The following is a 16,760-nucleotide window of genomic DNA, read 5'->3' as shown; positions in this document are numbered from 1 at the left end:
ATGGCCATCGATCTCGACACGTACGTCAAGGGCGTCCTCGACGGCAAGCGGGCGATCGTCGCCCGCGCCATCACCCTGGTCGAGTCCACCCGACCCCAACACCGTGCCCTGGCGCAGGAGTTGCTGACGGAACTCCTGCCGCACAGCGGGCGGGCCCGGCGGATCGGCATCAGTGGCGTACCGGGCGTCGGCAAGTCGACGTTCATCGACGCCTTCGGCACGATGCTGACCGGCCTCGGGCACCAGGTGGCCGTCCTCGCCGTCGACCCGTCCTCCAGCCGCACCGGCGGCTCGATCCTCGGCGACAAGACCCGGATGGAACGCCTGGCCGTCGACCCCGCGGCCTACGTCCGCCCCTCCCCCACCGCCGGCACGCTCGGCGGCGTCGCCAAGGCGACCCGCGAATCCATCGTGGTGATGGAAGCGGCCGGCTACGACGTGGTGCTGGTCGAAACGGTCGGCGTCGGCCAGTCCGAAACGGCCGTCGCCAACATGGTCGACTCCTTCCTCCTCCTCACCCTCGCCCGCACCGGCGACCAGCTCCAGGGCATCAAGAAGGGCGTTCTGGAGCTGGCCGACGTCATCGCCGTCAACAAGGCGGACGGCCCCCACGAACGCGACGCCCGCACCGCGGCGCGGGAACTGGCGGGCGCGCTCCGCCTGATGCACGGCAAGGACGCGGCCTGGACCCCGCCCGTGCTCAGTTGCAGCGCCCGCGAATCGGCCGGCCTCGACACCGTCTGGGACCGCCTGGAACAACACCGCACACTCCTGGACTCCACCGGCCGCCTGACCACCCGCCGCCGCGACCAGCAGATCGACTGGACCTGGACCATGGTCCGCGACGAACTCCTCACCCGCCTCCACACCCACCCCGCCGTAAAAACCCTCGCCCCCGACCTGGAACAACAGGTCCGGGCCGGCGAACTCACAGCCACGCTGGCGGCCGAGCGAATCTTGGGGGCGTTTGGAGAGAGGGAGGACTGAGGGGGCTGAGGGGCGGCCACCGAGGTCCGGAGCTGCATGGCGATCAGGCCGACCCCCATGTCCGTGGCTCCGAACGGATGACCGTGGGCGCAGCGGTGGCATGGCTTGCCGCTGCTCGGCCGGCCGGCGCGCCAGACTGAGAAGGGCCGCCCGTTGTCGTGCATCCCGGAGTCCGTCCATGTCCCAGTCCGCCACCGAGCCGGACGGAGCCGACACCTTTCCGGCCTTGTGCGGTCACACGCACCTCTTTCCGGGCGCCCGCTGTCGTCTCCAGGGGCTTCCCGACCCGCAGGCGTTCACCGCCCGCCCCTGGTCCATCGACGTGGACCTGCGCTTCTCCGACGCGGTGGCCGTCGACGCGGAGCTGCGTATCGATGACCGGGCCGATGACCGGGCGGAACCCGTACTCGTCGTCCCGCCTTACACCACCGGCGCGGGCACCCATATCGACGGACGCAGCTGGCTGGTCCGGGAACTCACCCCGGCAGGTGACGAGGCAGAGCTGACGATCGGCACCCGTGCCTTGAGGTGAACTTCAGGGTTCAGGACAGAACCTGACCGCAACGGTTCCTAGCGTGGTCCCGCCGACGCAGCAGGAGCAGGCAAGGAAGTAAGAAGGGGAAGACCATGACGACCGGCAAGGAAGCGCATGCCCACGACCTGGCCGAGGAATCGGCCGTATCCGGCGAGCGCGCCGAATGGCTGGAGGCACTGGCCAAGCAGCGGCACTTTCTGCGGTTCACGACCCGTGACCTCACCGACGAGCAGGCCGGGCTGCGGACCACCGCCAGCGCGTTGTGCCTGGGTGGCCTGATCAAGCACGTCACCGAGGTCGAGCGGGGCTGGGCGGACTTCATCCTCAAGGGCCCTTCGGCGATGCCGGACTTCACGGCGATGACCGAGGCCGACTGGGCCCGTCGCGAGGAGGGCTTCCGCTTGCTGCCCGGTGAGACGCTGGCCGGCGTACTGGCCGATTACGCGGAAGTGGCTCGCCGCACCGACGATCTGGTGGTCACTCTGCCCGACTTGGGCGTGGCGTGGCCGCTCCCGAAGGCCCCGTGGTTCGAGCCCAGTGCGCGGTGGTCGGCCCGTCGGGTGCTGATGCACATCATCGCCGAGACCGCTCAACACGCCGGCCACGCCGACATCATCCGCGAGACCATGGACGGCGCCAAGAGCATGGGCTGACGACCGGCGCGGTAATTGGCAGGCGATGCTGCCGGCGGGTGCCTAGGCTGCGGGAATGTCCGACCCTCGTACTGACGCGTTGCTTCTCGGGCCGCGGGGCCGTCGGCTGTGCATGGCACTCGCACAGCGGCACGGCGAGGTCTGGGAGGCCCTCTTCCACGCGGCTCATGACCCTGCCGACCAGGCGAAGCACGGAGTGCTGGTCCGGTTGTTGGGCGAGCTGGACCCGGCCGGGGTGGCCGCGGAGGCGGGCGCGTCCGGGCTGATGAGCGCGCTGGGCGACACCACGGACGCGGCGAGGTACTGGGAGGAGCCGGACGAGGAGGACTGTCTGCTCGCCGACCCGAAAATCGCCGAGGCACTGCGACCGCTCGCGCAGGCGATCGGTGATGCACCGTGGGTCGACTGGTGGTCGGAGGCCGTCGCACTGCACGACCAGGCATACGTGCAGTGGACGGAACAGGAACGGGACAAGGACCGCCCGCCGCCCACCCGTGGCACGGCCCAGGCGCTGCGGAAGTGGAAAGCGGCGGCGGTCAAGGACGAGCGGCGGGCGCAGTCGCTGCCCGAGGACCCGACGGCCGCCTACAGCGGCTGCTGGTGGTCGCTTCCTTCGGATGCCGGGATCACCGTGACCTCGCGTGCGCTGCCCTGGCTCGGCGCCGTACAGCTCATGGCTGTCGAGGACGGGGGCGGCTGGACCCGGGCGAGGGTGTGGCCCGTACGCACCTCGGACGACAGCCGGATCGCCGACAGCCGGATCTATGAGGTCACCGGGCCGCAGGCGTGGACGGAGCTGGTCGAGAGGTACCCCCTTCCGATGCGCCGTTCCCGACGGTACGACTGGTGGCGGGCGACGGGCCGTGCGGCGGAGTGGTACATCCCCGACTGGGCGGCGGTCGCCGCCGACTTCGACGCGGTGCACCTCACGGTGCTGGGGTATCTGGCCACGGCGGGACGGGCGCTGGATCTGGGGCTGCCCGGCACCACCGGAGAGCCCAGTGCCACCGTGCTCGCGGGGTGGGACCCGGATACGACGTACTGGCTCACCGACTCCACAGCGGTCGGCCGCGACGGCTCCCCGACCGACTGGGTGCTGCGCGACGGCGAGGGCAGCGACGACCCCGATGGCGACGGCGATGGCGATGAGGAGCCGGTCTGGGAGCGCCTCCAGGGCCCCCGTACCGCGAGATTCGCAGGCGCCTGAAGGTGATCTGTTGGGCGGGTTCAGAAATTCTCGATGGACGACGGTCGCATCAGGCGGCAGATTGAGTGCCGCCGCTGATCAGCCGTACCTCCCGCCCCCCTCGATGCCTGGAGTCGTGCCATGAAGGCACTCGTCAAACAACACGCCGAACCCGGCCTGTGGCTCACGGACGTTCCCGAGCCCGAGACCGGCCCCGGTGACGTACTGATCAAGGTGCTGCGTACCGGGATCTGCGGTACGGATCTGCACATCCGTTCGTGGGACGGCTGGGCCCAGCAGGCCGTGTCGACGCCCGTGGTGCTCGGTCACGAGTTCGTGGGCGAGGTGGCGGCCGTGGGTGCGGACGTCACCGACATCGCGGTCGGCGACCTGGTCAGCGGCGAGGGGCATCTGGTCTGCGGCAGGTGCCGCAACTGTCTGGCCGGGCGCCGCCACCTGTGCCGGTCGACCCTCGGCCTCGGGGTGGGGCGTGACGGCGCGTTCGCCGAGTACGTCGCACTGCCCGCGTCCAACGTGTGGGTGCACCGCACGAAGGTCGATCTCGATGTCGCCGCCATCTTTGACCCGTTCGGCAACGCCGTGCACACCGCGCTGTCCTTCCCGCTGGTCGGCGAGGACGTACTGATCACCGGCGCGGGCCCGATCGGCATCATGGCCGCCGCCGTCGCCCGGCACGCCGGCGCCCGTAACGTCGTGATCACCGACGTCAGCGAGCCGCGCCTGGAGCTGGCCCGCAAGGTGGGCGCGACCCTCGCCCTCAACGTCGGCAGGACCGACCTCTCCGAGGCACAGCGGCGGCTCGGCCTGCGGGAGGGCTTCGACATCGGCCTGGAGATGTCCGGCCGCCCCGAGGCGCTTCGGGAGATGGTCGCCAACATGACGCACGGCGGCCGCATCGCGATGCTGGGCCTGCCCGCCGAGGAGTTCCCCGTCGACTGGTCGAAGATCGTCACCTCGATGATCACCGTCAAGGGCATCTACGGCCGCGAGATGTACGAGACCTGGTACGCCATGACCGTACTGCTCGAAGGCGGCCTCGACCTCACCCCCGTGATCACCGGCTCCTACGCCTACCAGGACTTCGAGGCCGCCTTCGACGAGGCCGCCACCGCGCGCAGCGGGAAGATCATCCTCGACTGGACCGCCTGAGCGGCCTCAGCGGCGCCTGAGCCCGAACCCGGCCGCGCCTTCCAGGCTGCCGTCACGCCGCCCCACGCACATGCCTCGCGCGGCTGTCAGGCGGCGGCCCCCACCCGACTCCGAAGGAGACCCCCTCATGTACGCGTCCGTCCGTGACGACCTGCGCGCCACCCTCGACGACATCCGTGCCGCGGGCCTGGAAAAGCCCGAACGCGTCATCGGCACCCCGCAGTCGGCTTCCGTCGCCGTCAGCGGATCCACCGGCGACGTGCTGAACTTCTGTGCCAACAATTACCTCGGCCTCGCCGACCACCCCGAGGTGGTCGCCGCCGCCAAGGACGCGCTGGACCGCTGGGGCTACGGCATGGCCTCCGTACGCTTCATCTGCGGCACTCAGGACGTGCACAAGGAGCTGGAGGCCCGGCTCTCGGCATTCCTCGGCCAGGAGGACACGATCCTCTACTCCTCCTGCTTCGACGCGAACGGCGGTGTCTTCGAGACCCTGCTGGGCGCCGAGGACGCCGTCATCTCCGACGCCCTCAACCACGCCTCCATCATCGACGGCATCCGGCTCTCCAAGGCCCGTCGCTACCGCTACGCCAACCGCGACATGGCCGAGCTGGAGGCCCGGCTGAAGGAGGCGTCGGACGCCCGCCGCCGCCTCATCGTCACCGACGGTGTGTTCTCCATGGACGGCTACGTCGCCCCGCTGCAGGAGATCTGCGACCTCGCCGACCGCTACGACGCCATGGTCATGGTCGACGACTCGCACGCCGTCGGCTTCACCGGTCCCGGCGGCGCCGGCACCCCGGCGCTGCACGGAGTCACCGACCGGGTGGACATCATCACCGGCACCCTCGGCAAAGCACTCGGCGGCGCCTCGGGCGGCTACGTCGCCGCGCGCGCCGAGATCGTCGCCCTGCTGCGTCAGCGCTCGCGGCCGTACCTGTTCTCCAACTCCCTCGCCCCGGTCATCGCAGCCGCCTCGCTGAAGGTCCTCGACCTGCTGGAGTCGGCGGGTGACCTGCGCGAGAAGCTGGCCGCCAACACCCAGCTCTTCCGTACGAAGATGACCGAGGCGGGCTTCGAGATCCTGCCCGGCGACCACCCCATCGCGCCCGTCATGATCGGCGACGCGTCCCGGGCCGCCCGCATGGCTGAGCTGCTGCTGGAGCGCGGCGTGTACGTCATCGGCTTCTCGTACCCCGTGGTCCCGATGGACCAGGCGCGCATCCGGGTCCAGCTCTCCGCCGCGCACTCGACCGAAGACATCGAGCGGGCGGTGGCGGCGTTCGCCGACGCCTGGGCGACGATGGACCGGTGATCGACCCGCGCAGACTGAGAATCCTCCGGGCCGCGGCGGACCACCGTACGGTGACCGCCACGGCCGCGGCCCTCTACCTCACCCCCTCGGCCGTCTCCCAGCAGCTCGCAGCCCTGGAGCAGGAGAGCGGCCATACGCTGCTCACCCGCAGCGGAAAAGGGGTGCGGCTGACGGCGGCCGGGGAAATCCTGCTCACCCACGCCAACGCCGTCCTCAACCAGCTCGAACAGGCCGAGTCCGAGCTGGCCGCATACGCGGGCGGTACGGCGGGGGAAGTGACGGTGGCGGCCTTCGCCACCGGCATCGCCGAGGTACTGGCCCCGGCCATCGCCCGGCTCCGCACCGACCACCCCGGCATCCGGCTGCGGGTACGCGACGCCGAGGGCGATGAAGCCCTGCCGATGCTGCTCGACGGCGAGGCCGACGTCGCACTCGCGGTCGAATACCGCGGCGCACCCCGCGAGGACGACCAGCGCCTGTCCCGCGTCGCGCTCTACGCCGAGCCCTTCGACGCCGTACTGCCCGCCTCGCACCCGCTCGCCCAGCACCCGGACGTACCGCTCTCCGCACTCGCCGACGACGAGTGGATCGGCCCCTACCCCGGCAACCCCTGCCACGAGGTGATGCTCCTCGCCTGCGAGCACGCCGGGTTCCCGCTCGCGCTGACACACTCCTCGGACGACTTCCGGGCGGTGGCGGCGCTGGTGGGCGCGGGGGCCGGCGTGGCCCTCGTACCCCGTTCCGCACTGCGCGGGATCGAGCTGAAGGGCGCGGTGTCGCGCCCGGTGACCGGCCCCGCAGCCACCCGCCGCGTCTTCGCCGCCGTACGCCGGGGCGCCGAGGCACACCCGCTGTTCCGCCCCGTACTGGAAGCCCTGGCCGGCGCGGCGGACGGCCTCTCCACCTGCTGAGAAGAGGGCCCTCCGCGTGGAGAACTGCCCCTGCCCGGTCCGCTCCACGCGACCGAGGACGAGCTACGAGGCGTGGACGGCCACAGCCGCACTCCGCACGCGAAACTTCTTGGCGACGGCCTGGCCGGGGACCCTCAACTTCCCAGGCTCGCCGCCTCGTACGCCAATTTCTGCCTCACCGCCGACCACCTCTTCGCCCCGCTGCTCGCCCCCGAACGCGACGACGAAGCTTCGCGCACCTCGCCCGGATCTTCCCGCACCACGTCGGGGACGCCTGGTCTCGTTACCCCTGCTCCGCGTCGCCTTCCGGGTGCGGCAGCAGGGGGAACAGCCGGGTGATGAGTGCCACCGGTCGAGCGGCGTCGGGCCGGGCCAGGGGGCGTTGCTCGCGGTCCTGGTAGGGCGCGAGCGCCCGGCGGATCGTGTCGGCGACCCGGTTCATCTCGTCAGGCGTCAGGTAGGCGATGGCACTGAAGGCTTCGTCGTGGCGCCACTCCGGCGGCGCGTCCTCTCGCTGAGTCAGCCACCGCTGCCAGCTCTCGTCCTCCAGCCCCCGGGCCAGGTCGCCGAACGGCTCAGCTCCAGGTGCGGCCCCGTCCGCAGCATCGCCCTGCTGCCGCAGACGCCACGGACGGGCACGGCCACCGCTGTGCGGGGCCTCTTCAATGTGCCCATGCCGTGCGAGTTGCCGCAGGTGGAACGAGCAGAGACCGGAGCTGTGGCCGAGCCGGGAGGCGGCTTCGGTCGCCGTGACGGTGCCGACCTCGGCGAGCAGATCCAGCAGCGCCGTACGGACCTCGTGCTCGGGCAAACCCGCCCGAGCACGCGACTTTTCGTGCTCACGCGATTCTTCACCGGTGCCGGCCGTCCGCTCTCGCGCTGCCCGGTCCCGCGGTGTCCGGCTCCGCGGTGACCGGTCTCGCGCGGCGTTGACGTCATCTTCAGTCACTTTGCAAAGGATGCTACTTTGCAAAGCGCTTCGCAAGCCCGCCCCTTGGGACACCCGCGACGCGCCCAGAAGAGGAGAAACGGTCATGTCTGTTCATCACGAGTGGTCCCGTCCCCCCGCCGCCGACCGGCGAGTCCGCGTACAGGGGCAGCCGGTCGACACCTTTCCGGCTCTTTCCCCGGAGGCGGGGCGGGGGTCGGTTCGGAGGATCACGGTGGTGGGCGAGGAGGTACTGAGCCGCCCTTGCCGGGAGGTGACCGAGTTCGGGACTGCCGAACTGTCGGCGCTGATCGACGACATGTTCCTGACCATGTACGTGGCCGACGGCGCCGGGCTCGCCGCCAACCAAGTCGGCCTCGGGCTCCGGCTGTTCGTGTACGACTGCCCGGACGACTACGGGGTCCGGCACGTCGGCCACATCATCAACCCCGCTCTGGAGCTGCCCGACCCAGGCAGCCGGCGGCTTGTCGACGACTCCGAAGGCTGCCTGTCCGTACCGGGCGCCACCATGACGGTCCCCCGTACCGACCATGCTGTTGTCCGCGGCTTCGACAAGGAAGGCGAGCCACTCGTCATCGAAGGGACGGGGTATTTCGCCCGGTGCCTGCAGCACGAGGTCGACCACCTCGTCGGCCACACCTACCTGGACCGTCTCTCCAAGCGGGACCGCAAAGACGCATTGCGGCAGATGACCGACCGCAGCGAGGACGTCTTCGCGCGGCGGGCGGCCAAGGCCGCCGACTTGAACCATGCTCTGCGCGCCGGAGCCTAGTTCGGCCTGTCCGCCCGTCGGTCCGGCCCGGCCCAGTCAGCCCGTCGCCCCGTCGGCCTGGTCGGACAGTTCCTTGAGGAAGTAGACATCCTCGTGGCCACCCGGGACGCCCGGTAGGCGGCCGGTCTCGCGATAGCCGTGGCGCGCGTAGAAGTCCGGGGCCTGGAAGGAGTACGAGGAGACGGTCATGCGCGCGCAGCCACGCCGACGGGCCTCGGCCTCGGCTGCCTGGAGGAGCCGGGTGCCCCAACCGGCGTGGCGGTGGTCCTCATGCACCCACAGCAGCTCGATGTGGCCCAGGTCGCCCCAGGTCCAGCCGGTGAGCCCGCCGATGGTCTCGCCGTCCGCGCCCGTGACCCGAACGCTGAAATCCGTCTCCTCATCCACCCCTGTGGCAGCGTTGTTGAACTCAGTCAGCCGGTCACCGAGCAGGTCTTCAAGCTCTTTGTCGGAATCACCGGTTCGCAGGACGGGCTCATCGTTGGTCATTCCGCCAGTGTGAACCATGGCGTGGGCAGAGACCGGGCGGGCCGCACAAGGCGGCGGGAGCGCGACGGTCAGGGGCCGGTTCCCGGCAGTCCTGCCCCTGTCAGCGGCTGTGCGTACTGCTGCTCGCCTTCTCCGCTACTCCGCTGCTCCGCTCCGCGCACGCCTCGTGTTGCCGGGGCCCCGATCAAGAGAGTTCCAGTTCGCCGACTCGCTCGTCTCCGCTGATATCTCCCGTCGGCCGAAATCCCAGACCGAGGTAGAAGTCCTCGGGCCCATCGCTCCCGGGGTGCCAGGAGACCGTCAGGCGGCGGCCGCCGCGTCGGCGAATCTCATTGGCCACTGCCTGGACCGCGAAGCGACCGTAGCCACGGCCTTGCTCATCGGCCGCGATGTTGAGACGCCACAGGCCCGAACGGAAGTCCGTGCCTTCGCCGGTGAAGTCGATGTCGAAGAATGCCATCAGGAAGCCGACGATCCGATCACCGTCGAGGATGAGCCGGGGCCAAGCGACCGCTGGATGTACGTACGCCTCGGCGAGGGAATTGACGACCGGGCCAGCGCGTTGAGCCGGGCCAGGCGGTGACCGAGTGCCGGCACTTGGCGCCCGGCCGCGCTCACCGGTTGGCGGCCAGTACTGCCGCGAGGCCCTCCTGCAGGTCTTTGACGAAATACTCGGGAACCTCCAGCGACGGGAAATGTCCCCCGCTTTCGGGCTCCCTCCATCGGACGATCTGCCGGTACCGCTCCTGTGCCCAGGGGCGCGGACACTTCTCGACGTCGCGGGGGTAGGCAGTGATTGCCGACGGGACGTCGACCCGGAGTTCGGGGTCCAGCGAGTTGTGGCTTTCGTAGTAGATGCGGGCCGCCGATGCGCCGGTCCGCGTCAGCCAGTACAGGGTGACGTCGTCAAGAATGCGGTCCCTGGAAATCGTCTCGAACGGGCTGTCTTCGGTGTCCGACCACTCGGCGAACTTGTCCAGGATCCAGGCAAGAAGCCCCACCGGTGAGTCGACGAGCGAGTAGCCGATGGTCTGCGGTCGGGTCGCCTGCTGCTTCGCGTACGCCGCGCGGTGGCGCCAGAAATCTTGGGTGTCCTCGGCCCACTTGCGCTCGACCGCCGTCAGCCCGTCCGTCGTCAAGCCGGGCGGGCCCTCCGCGAACGTCGTGTGAATGCCGAGAACGTGCGCGGGGAACCTGCCGCCGAGGACCGTGGTGATATTGCCTCCCCAGTCGCCGCCGTGGGCTGCGAACTTGCCGTAGCCGAGCCTTCCCATCAGTTCCACCCAGGCAGCCGCAATCTTTTCGGTTCCCCACCCGGTGGTGGCCGGCTTGTCGCTGTAACCAAAGCCTGGCAGCGACGGGACCACGACATGGAACGCCGGCGCGTCTGCCTCTGCCGGATCTGCCAGCTCGTCCACCACATCGATGAACCGAGCAACGCTGTCCGGCCAGCCGTGCGTCAAGATCAGAGGAGTGGCATCTGCCCGCGAGGATCGGCGGTGCAGGAAGTGGATTCCCAGATCGTCGATGATCGTGCGGAACTGGCCGATCCGGTTGAGGCGCTCTTCGAACGACCGCCAGTCGTACCCGGTGCGCCAGTAGTCCACGACATCGACGAGGTCGGCGAGTGGAACGCCCTGTTCCCATCGGCGAGGGCCGGGCGCGGCGCGATGGACCGTCTCGGCCTCCGGCAGTCGCGCCGCGGCCAGTCGCGCGCGCAGATCGTCGAGGTCAGCGTCGGTTGCACGGGCTTCAAATGCTTGAACTTCGCTGGTTGGACGGGGCATGAGACCTCCTGACCATCGTGGAACCGGCTACGACCCACCGCGAACCGGCTAAGACGGTTCTAGCAGTTCTCCGAGACGCGCTGCAACCGGCTAAGGTGGTTCCATGCGTGCTGCGTTTCCTGACTTCCGCCTCGGTAATGTGCTGGCGACCAGCTTCACGGGGACCCTGTCGGAGCGTCATGGCGACGCCGTGGAGCGCATCCCCACACCGCAACGACTCATCGACTGGCTGGCGGTGAACGGCCTCGCCGTGGACTCCTGCACCACTGCCCAGCTCGACCTCGCTCGGGAACTGAGGGAGTCGATCCACGCCGCCGCGACAGCGGCCGCGATTCAGGATCCTCTCCCCGCGCCTGCTGTCCGAATCATCAATGACTGCAGCGCTCAGGGTCGGGCCGCGGCGATCCTCACGCCCGAGGGTGAGCGGCAATGGCGGCTCAGCTCGGCTTCCTGCGTGGAGGATGCCCTCAGCGTGATCGCCGCCGACGCGATCAGCATCATCGCGGGCGAACGAGACGGGAAACTGGCCTTGTGCGCATCACCGACCTGCCGAGCCGCCTTCTTCGACACCAGCCAAAGCCGCACCCGCAAATGGTGCGACATGAACACCTGCGGGAATCGCCAGAAGAAGGCGCGCTTCCATGCCAACCAGCGCAATAGGACCAGATCAGCGGAGTGATCGACACCTCGGCGCCGCCAAGCCGAGTGTCAATGCTGTGCGGCCAGGAGGATCAGTCCGGCGTCGGTGGAACGGAAGCCGCAGGCGTCGAAGTAGAAGCGTCGCAGTTCCGGACCGAAATCGACGTGGAGCCACTCACAGCCCGCCGCGCGCGCATGCTCCGCCGCCAGCCGCACGACTGCGGTCCCGATACCCCGGCGCTGATGCGAGCCTCGTGTCTTTGTGTCGATCAGGAACGCGTGGACTCCACCGTCCCACGCCACGTTCACGAATCCGACCAGGAGACCGTCGCCGTCACGGGCACCCACCCAGCCAAGGCTGTGCTGCCTGATCCGATCCCACCAGCCGGCAACAGCATTGCCGCCGTGCGACCGTACGAGGTCGACCATCTCTTCGTCGGTGATGGCATCGCGCCAGGTGCAGGAGATCGCTTCGCCTTCGCTCATCCGCCCAGCATCGCCCACAGCGCTCCGCCTGCGCTTCTCATTTGATGGGTGATGAGCGCGCTCAGCACTCCAGCCGTAGATCGTGATGTGCCTTGCGTGGGGCTGTCTGCCGCTGGAGAAAAATAGCTGGCCTCGTCGCACCATCTGGACATCTGGATAGAGTCGGGCAATGCCCGAGTTGCAGCGGCTGCATGCCGGCCATGCCCCGGCGGTCCTGGTCTTCGAGCTGGCGAACCGCGCCTACTTCGCTGCCTCGGTCCCCGACCGCGGCGACGACTTCTTCGACCAGTTCACCGACCGGTACAGCGCTTTGCTGGCTGAGCAGGAGGCCGGCATCTGCGCCTTCCACGTGCTCGTCGACGAGGACGGCTCGGTACTCGGCAGGTTCAATTTGGTCGACATCGAAGACCACACTGCGGAACTCGGCTACCGGGTCGCGCAGCATGTCGCCGGCCGAGGCGTGGCGACCACAACCGTACGAAAGCTGTGCCAACTGGCGGCGGTCCGGTACCGGTTGCGCACACTGCGAGCGGCCACCGTCCGCCGGAATGCCGCGTCCCAAAAGGTGCTGACCAAAGCCGGGTTCGCCCCCGTCGGCCCCGTCGACCCGGCCCACCTCGGTGGTAAGCCAGGCACCTGGTATCAGCGCGACCTGGTGCACGCGATCTCGCCGGAGGACCAGCTGCGGGAAGGCCGCGGCCACCGCTGATCACGGCCTGCTTTCCGGCCGGCACCTCGTGTCTCCTGTCGGCGACCCTTTGACGGCACCCGATGTAACTATTATGGTTACGTCGGAGGAGGTGATCTCGTGGCGGGCAACAGTCGGCTCACCGTGGCAGCGCACGCTCTGACGTGGATCGAACTACACCATCGACGCGAGGGTGGAATTGCGACGTCCGAGAGGATCGCGGGCAGCGTCAACACCAACCCCGTCGTGATCCGACGACTGCTCGGCCGGATGCGCGATGCCGGGCTGGTGCACTCGCGGCGGGGCGCCGAGGCGGGGTGGGTACTCGCCAGACCGCTGGAAGACATGACCCTGCGGGACGTGTACGAGGCGATCGAGCCGACGCCACTGTTCGCCGTACACCGCTCTGAACCCAATCTCGACTGTCCGATCGGTTCCGGCATCCGGCCCGTGATGCGTCTCGCTTACGCGCGTGTCGAGGAAGCCGTACGCACCGAGTTGGAGTGCATCACGCTGGCCGATGTGCTGAGGGATGTCCTGGCCGGCCCTGATCCCACAGAACTGGAGCATTGATCTGCCATGGGGCAACTTGACGGAAAGACCGCCATCGTCACCGGTGGTAACAGTGGCATCGGATTGGCCAGCGCCAAGCGGTTCGCTGCCGAGGGTGCGCATGTGTTCATTACTGGGCGACGGCAGGAGGCACTCGATACCGCACTGTCCGAGATCGGTTCGAACGCCACCGGCGTCCGGGGCGACGTATCCGATCTCGCCGATATCGACCGGCTTTACGCTGCCGTCGCTGACCAGGGGCGGCGCGTGGATGTGCTCTTCGCCAACGCCGGCGGTGGCGAGTTCTCCACGCTGGAGCATGTCACCGAAGAGCACTTCGACACCATCTTCGGCACCAACGTGAGGGGCATGCTCTTCACCGTCCAGAAGGCGCTTCCGCTACTGAATGACGGAGCCTCAGTGATCCTTACCGGCTCCACCGCGGCGGGTTCCGGTGGCGAAGCGTTCGGCGTCTACGCCGCGTCCAAGGCGGCCATCCGTTCTTTCTCCCGAACCTGGGCCAATGAGCTCAAGCATCGCAAGATCCGTGTCAACACCCTCGTCCCCGGGCCCATGGAAACACCCGGCAACGCCGGCCTCGCCCCCGATCCGGATGAGGCAGCCAAGCTCTGGGACTTCTTCGCGAGCCAAGTTCCCCTGGGCCGCATGGGCCGCCCGGATGAGGCAGCCGCGGCGGCGCTCTTCCTCGCCAGCGACCAGAGCAGTTTCGTCACCGGTACCGAACTCTTCGTCGACGGCGGCCTCAACCAGATCTGACCGCCGCAGCCTCACTTCTCCCTCGGGCTGGATGAGTGGTGGATGGCCAGGGCCAGTTGTGGCAGCACTCGGCCGGTGATGGAGCCGGAGGGGGCACTTCCTGTCCGTACGGCGCCCATCGCAAGGTAGAAGGGTTCGGCATTCGGGTCTGCGTCGATCGTCAGCCGGGTAAAGCCCAATTCGCGGCTGGTGGCGACGACATGGTCGAACAGTAGGCGGCCGATGCCTTGCCCCATGGCATGCGGCTCGACGAACATCATGCCCAGAACGCCTGTGGGTGGTTCGCTTTCGAGAGTCGTGAAGCCCAGAATGTTGCCGTCCCTGTCAGCCGCCACCGTGGCTCGCCGGCTTTCCACCTCATGCGCGCCGACGGCGAGTTCGTCTCTGCACGCGTCCAGGAACGCGGTGTCATAACCCCAGTGCGCTTTGGATCGCAGCGCCAAGTCACTGAGCGTCTCGGCTTCCGTCGGCAACGCCGGCCTGATCAGTACGCTCATTCGCTCCCCCGTATCAGTGGGTCTGTCGCCTGCCGATCTTTGCATGCTGTCGCTGTGCGACGTCGAGCAACCTTTCGGGCTCGTGCGAGGATTGCGTCGTGAATGATCTGCAGTTGCGCCTCGCCGAGGACACCGATCCCGCCACTCTTGTGCAGTTGCGGGACGACGCTGCCCGCTGGATGCTCGCCCAGGGCATCACCGGCCAGTGGCGGCCCGGCCGGCTGGACGAGGGCCATTTTCGTAAGGCCATGGCGAGTGGCGAGATCTGGCTCGCCGTGGTCGGCCACAAGGCGGGGAAGCCGCAGCCGGGTGGGGCGCCCAAGTCGTTCACGCTTCTTGAGAAAGACTGCGGGCCGGCCGTGGCCTGAGCCGGTTTCACCGCAACCCCTGCCCTGTTACTGGCCCACCCTTCCGTCGATGCGTTCGCGCAGTAGGTCGGCGTGGCCGCAGTGACGGGCGTACTCCTCGATGCGGTGGACCAGCAGCTCCCGTACCGCGATGCCGTCCTTCCCCAGGCGCACGCCCAGGTCGGAGTGCTCGGCCAGCGCGGCGTCGGTCGCGGCCTGCTCGCGCGCCAGCGTTTCGTACGCAGCGTCGACCTCGGCCTGCTCGGCTACGGCCCCGTCGAAATCGCCGTCGGGATCGCCGTAGAGCTTCGGGAGTGGTTCACCGTCGCTGATCCAGTTGAGCCAGTCCCGTTCCGTCTCCGCGAGGTGGCGAAGGAGGCCGAGCAGCGACATCGTCGACGGCGGGACCGACCGCAGGGCCAGTTGCTGCGGGGTCAGGCCCTCGCACTTCATCCGCAGAGTGATGCGGTAGTTCTTCAGGAAGTCCTGCAGCGTCGCAAGCTCACCATCAGGGCTGACACTGTCGCTGTCGCGGGGGTCGTCGTCGGGGTCGAGCCACATGTCGGGGTAGACGGTTGCCTGGCTCCATCGCGCGGGTTGATCGCTCATGCGGTCCATGTTCGGCCGTGAGAGCCCGAGCCGGCCAGTGATTTGTGGTTGCCGCGGGGACGGTGTCGTCAGGTAGAGGTAGGTGACGCCGGTGGGCAGGGCTCGGTGCTCATGGTGGTTGTTGTGGGTGTGGGCTGTTCGCTCGGCACTGTTGTGTCGCTTGTCCGGGGCCTGAGCAGGTGGCGGGTCAGTGCGAGTGCGGCCAGCAGGGCGACCAGTGCGCACACGGCGGGCCAGCCGGCCCGGGTCCAAGCGCGGACGCCGAGCCAGGAACCGGCGCTGCCGCCCAGGTAGGCGCAGGTCATGTACGCGGTGTTGAGTCTGCTGCGTGCATCGGGGCGGAGGGCGTAGACACGGGCCTGGTTGGCGACCATGCCGGACTGCATGGCGATGTCCAGGAGCAGTGTGCCGAGGGTCAGTGCCGCCAGTCCCGGCGTGCCTCCCCAGGTGCCTGCGGCGAGGATCGCGGCGGCGAGCAGCACACCGAGCGTGCAGATGAGATTGACCGGGTCGGGCCCTCGACGGTCCACCATGCGGCCGACGATCGGGGTAAAGAACATGGTTGCCGCGCCGACCAGGGCGAGCAGTCCGACGGTCTGGGCACCCAGGCCGTACGCCGGGCCGGTGAGCAGGAGCGCCAGGCAGGTCCACACGGCGGAGAAGCCGCCGAAGACCGTGGCCTGGTAGAGGCAGGAACGGCGCAGCTCCGGTTCGGTACGCAGCAGACGCAAGGGTTCGCGCAGGAGTGCGTGGTAGGGCTGTCGGGCGGTGGAGGTGGGGGGTGTGGCGGGGAGGGTGACTGCGAGGGCGAGGGAGAGGAGGAGGGTCAGGACCGCCGCTACGAGGTAGGGGGCACGCCAGCCCAGCCATTCGCCGAGTGTGCCGCTGAACGTACGGGCCAGCAGCATGCCGCCGGTGGATCCGCTGAGGAGGGTGCCGATGACCGCGCCTTGGCGGTCGGCGGCCACCAGGCCGACCGCCAGCGGGCCCACGATCTGCGCGGCCACGGTGGTGAGGCCGACGAGCGCGCCGGCGACGACGAGCGGCGGCAGAGCGGGTGCACAACCCGCCGCGAGCAGGCCCAGGCCGGTGAGGACGAGCAGCGTGACGAGGTACTTGCGGTGGGGAATCCGGTCGCCGAGCGGTACCAGCAAAACGATCCCGGCGGTGTAGCCGACCTGGGTGGCGGTCACCGCGACGGCGGCCGCATCGGGTGACACCTGCAGCCCGGTGACGAGGAGCGGGGTGACGGCCTGTGGGAAGTAGATGTTGCCGACCGCCATGGCGCAGGTGACGGACAGGAGCAGCAGCAGGCGACGGCTCATGTCAGTCCACCGGTTCGTCCACCGGTACGTCCGTCGAACCGTACGTCGGTCCGTACGTCGGTCCGTACGTCGACGACGGCGGTGGG

At 69.0% G+C, this 16,760-nt stretch carries 20 protein-coding genes and 1 pseudogene; 13 read left to right on the top strand and 8 right to left on the bottom strand.

Annotation, left to right across the window (positions count from 1 at the left end):
• The 7 genes from meaB (at nt 1) to ABZ840_RS06090 (ending at nt 6,757) form a co-directional block, all read left to right on the top strand.
• A complete protein-coding gene (gene meaB, locus ABZ840_RS06120) occupies nt 1-987 on the top strand; it encodes a methylmalonyl Co-A mutase-associated GTPase MeaB (RefSeq protein WP_361554065.1) in 987 nt (328 codons plus the stop codon).
• Between the two features lie 178 nt (nt 988-1,165).
• Nucleotides 1,166-1,519, top strand: coding sequence for a hypothetical protein (locus tag ABZ840_RS06115; RefSeq protein ID WP_361554062.1), 354 nt, complete (start codon nt 1,166-1,168; stop codon nt 1,517-1,519).
• A 95-nt stretch (nt 1,520-1,614) separates the two neighbouring features.
• Entirely contained in the window at nt 1,615-2,175 is a 561-nt protein-coding gene (locus ABZ840_RS06110; RefSeq protein ID WP_361554059.1) for a DinB family protein, read from the top strand.
• Nucleotides 2,176-2,230: 55 nt separating this feature from the next.
• Complete coding sequence (locus ABZ840_RS06105) at nt 2,231-3,382, top strand: hypothetical protein (protein ID WP_361554056.1); 1,152 nt, start codon at nt 2,231-2,233, stop codon at nt 3,380-3,382.
• A gap of 120 nt (nt 3,383-3,502) precedes the next feature.
• Nucleotides 3,503-4,531: an L-threonine 3-dehydrogenase gene (gene tdh / locus ABZ840_RS06100; RefSeq protein WP_361554053.1), complete on the top strand. Its 1,029-nt coding sequence runs from the start codon at nt 3,503-3,505 to the stop codon at nt 4,529-4,531.
• A gap of 127 nt (nt 4,532-4,658) precedes the next feature.
• Nucleotides 4,659-5,846 (top strand): glycine C-acetyltransferase, encoded by a 1,188-nt coding sequence (locus tag ABZ840_RS06095; RefSeq protein ID WP_361554050.1) that lies wholly within the window; start codon nt 4,659-4,661, stop codon nt 5,844-5,846.
• On the top strand, nt 5,843-6,757 hold the full coding sequence (locus ABZ840_RS06090) for a LysR family transcriptional regulator (RefSeq protein WP_361554046.1): 915 nt from the start codon (nt 5,843-5,845) through the stop codon (nt 6,755-6,757). Before ABZ840_RS06095 ends, ABZ840_RS06090 begins: the two co-directional genes overlap by 4 nt.
• Nucleotides 6,758-7,040: 283 nt before the next feature.
• On the opposite strand, the gene ABZ840_RS06085 is transcribed toward ABZ840_RS06090, so the two are convergent.
• Entirely contained in the window at nt 7,041-7,568 is a 528-nt protein-coding gene (locus ABZ840_RS06085) for a winged helix-turn-helix domain-containing protein (RefSeq protein WP_361554043.1), read from the bottom strand.
• A gap of 223 nt (nt 7,569-7,791) precedes the next feature.
• Here ABZ840_RS06085 and def point away from each other — a divergent pair, with 223 nt between their 5' ends.
• On the top strand, nt 7,792-8,478 hold the full coding sequence (gene def / locus ABZ840_RS06080; RefSeq protein WP_361554040.1) for a peptide deformylase: 687 nt from the start codon (nt 7,792-7,794) through the stop codon (nt 8,476-8,478).
• Nucleotides 8,479-8,514: 36 nt separating this feature from the next.
• On the opposite strand, the gene ABZ840_RS06075 is transcribed toward def, so the two are convergent.
• The 3 genes and pseudogenes from ABZ840_RS06075 to ABZ840_RS06065 form a co-directional block, all read right to left on the bottom strand.
• Entirely contained in the window at nt 8,515-8,967 is a 453-nt protein-coding gene (locus tag ABZ840_RS06075; protein ID WP_361554037.1) for a GNAT family N-acetyltransferase, read from the bottom strand.
• A gap of 184 nt (nt 8,968-9,151) precedes the next feature.
• Nucleotides 9,152-9,520, bottom strand: a pseudogene (locus tag ABZ840_RS06070) (GNAT family N-acetyltransferase); the annotation flags it as partial.
• A gap of 61 nt (nt 9,521-9,581) precedes the next feature.
• A complete protein-coding gene (locus ABZ840_RS06065) occupies nt 9,582-10,754 on the bottom strand; it encodes an epoxide hydrolase (protein ID WP_361554034.1) in 1,173 nt (390 codons plus the stop codon).
• Nucleotides 10,755-10,857: 103 nt separating this feature from the next.
• Here ABZ840_RS06065 and ABZ840_RS06060 point away from each other — a divergent pair, with 103 nt between their 5' ends.
• A complete protein-coding gene (locus ABZ840_RS06060; protein WP_361554031.1) occupies nt 10,858-11,433 on the top strand; it encodes a CGNR zinc finger domain-containing protein in 576 nt (191 codons plus the stop codon).
• A gap of 29 nt (nt 11,434-11,462) precedes the next feature.
• On the opposite strand, the gene ABZ840_RS06055 is transcribed toward ABZ840_RS06060, so the two are convergent.
• A complete protein-coding gene (locus tag ABZ840_RS06055; RefSeq protein ID WP_361555356.1) occupies nt 11,463-11,822 on the bottom strand; it encodes a GNAT family N-acetyltransferase in 360 nt (119 codons plus the stop codon).
• 226 nt (nt 11,823-12,048) lie between these two features.
• Between ABZ840_RS06055 and ABZ840_RS06050 the strand changes: the two genes are divergently transcribed.
• From ABZ840_RS06050 to ABZ840_RS06040, 3 genes are all read left to right on the top strand, one after another.
• On the top strand, nt 12,049-12,588 hold the full coding sequence (locus ABZ840_RS06050) for a GNAT family N-acetyltransferase (protein WP_361554028.1): 540 nt from the start codon (nt 12,049-12,051) through the stop codon (nt 12,586-12,588).
• A 99-nt stretch (nt 12,589-12,687) separates the two neighbouring features.
• The gene (locus ABZ840_RS06045) at nt 12,688-13,140 is read left to right on the top strand and encodes an Rrf2 family transcriptional regulator (RefSeq protein ID WP_361554026.1); all 453 of its coding nucleotides are present in this window, start codon (nt 12,688-12,690) and stop codon (nt 13,138-13,140) included.
• 6 nt (nt 13,141-13,146) lie between these two features.
• Nucleotides 13,147-13,896 carry a glucose 1-dehydrogenase gene (locus ABZ840_RS06040; RefSeq protein WP_361554023.1) on the top strand — a complete coding sequence of 250 codons (750 nt, stop codon included), beginning with the start codon at nt 13,147-13,149 and terminating at the stop codon, nt 13,894-13,896.
• Nucleotides 13,897-13,907: 11 nt separating this feature from the next.
• Here ABZ840_RS06040 and ABZ840_RS06035 read toward each other — a convergent pair whose 3' ends face one another.
• On the bottom strand, nt 13,908-14,393 hold the full coding sequence (locus ABZ840_RS06035) for a GNAT family N-acetyltransferase (protein ID WP_361554020.1): 486 nt from the start codon (nt 14,391-14,393) through the stop codon (nt 13,908-13,910).
• A gap of 98 nt (nt 14,394-14,491) precedes the next feature.
• Here ABZ840_RS06035 and ABZ840_RS06030 point away from each other — a divergent pair, with 98 nt between their 5' ends.
• On the top strand, nt 14,492-14,761 hold the full coding sequence (locus tag ABZ840_RS06030) for a hypothetical protein (RefSeq protein WP_361554017.1): 270 nt from the start codon (nt 14,492-14,494) through the stop codon (nt 14,759-14,761).
• A 27-nt stretch (nt 14,762-14,788) separates the two neighbouring features.
• Here the strand turns inward: ABZ840_RS06030 and ABZ840_RS06025 are convergent, their stop codons facing one another.
• Nucleotides 14,789-15,349: a DinB family protein gene (locus tag ABZ840_RS06025; protein ID WP_361554014.1), complete on the bottom strand. Its 561-nt coding sequence runs from the start codon at nt 15,347-15,349 to the stop codon at nt 14,789-14,791.
• Between the two features lie 68 nt (nt 15,350-15,417).
• A complete protein-coding gene (locus ABZ840_RS06020; RefSeq protein WP_361554011.1) occupies nt 15,418-16,674 on the bottom strand; it encodes an MFS transporter in 1,257 nt (418 codons plus the stop codon).
• Between the last annotated feature and the right edge of the window lie 86 nt (nt 16,675-16,760).

The organism is Streptomyces sp. NPDC047117, from assembly GCF_040643545.1.
Taxonomy (GTDB): Bacteria; Actinomycetota; Actinomycetes; order Streptomycetales; family Streptomycetaceae; genus Streptomyces.
This window is presented reverse-complemented; position numbering and strand designations above follow the sequence as displayed.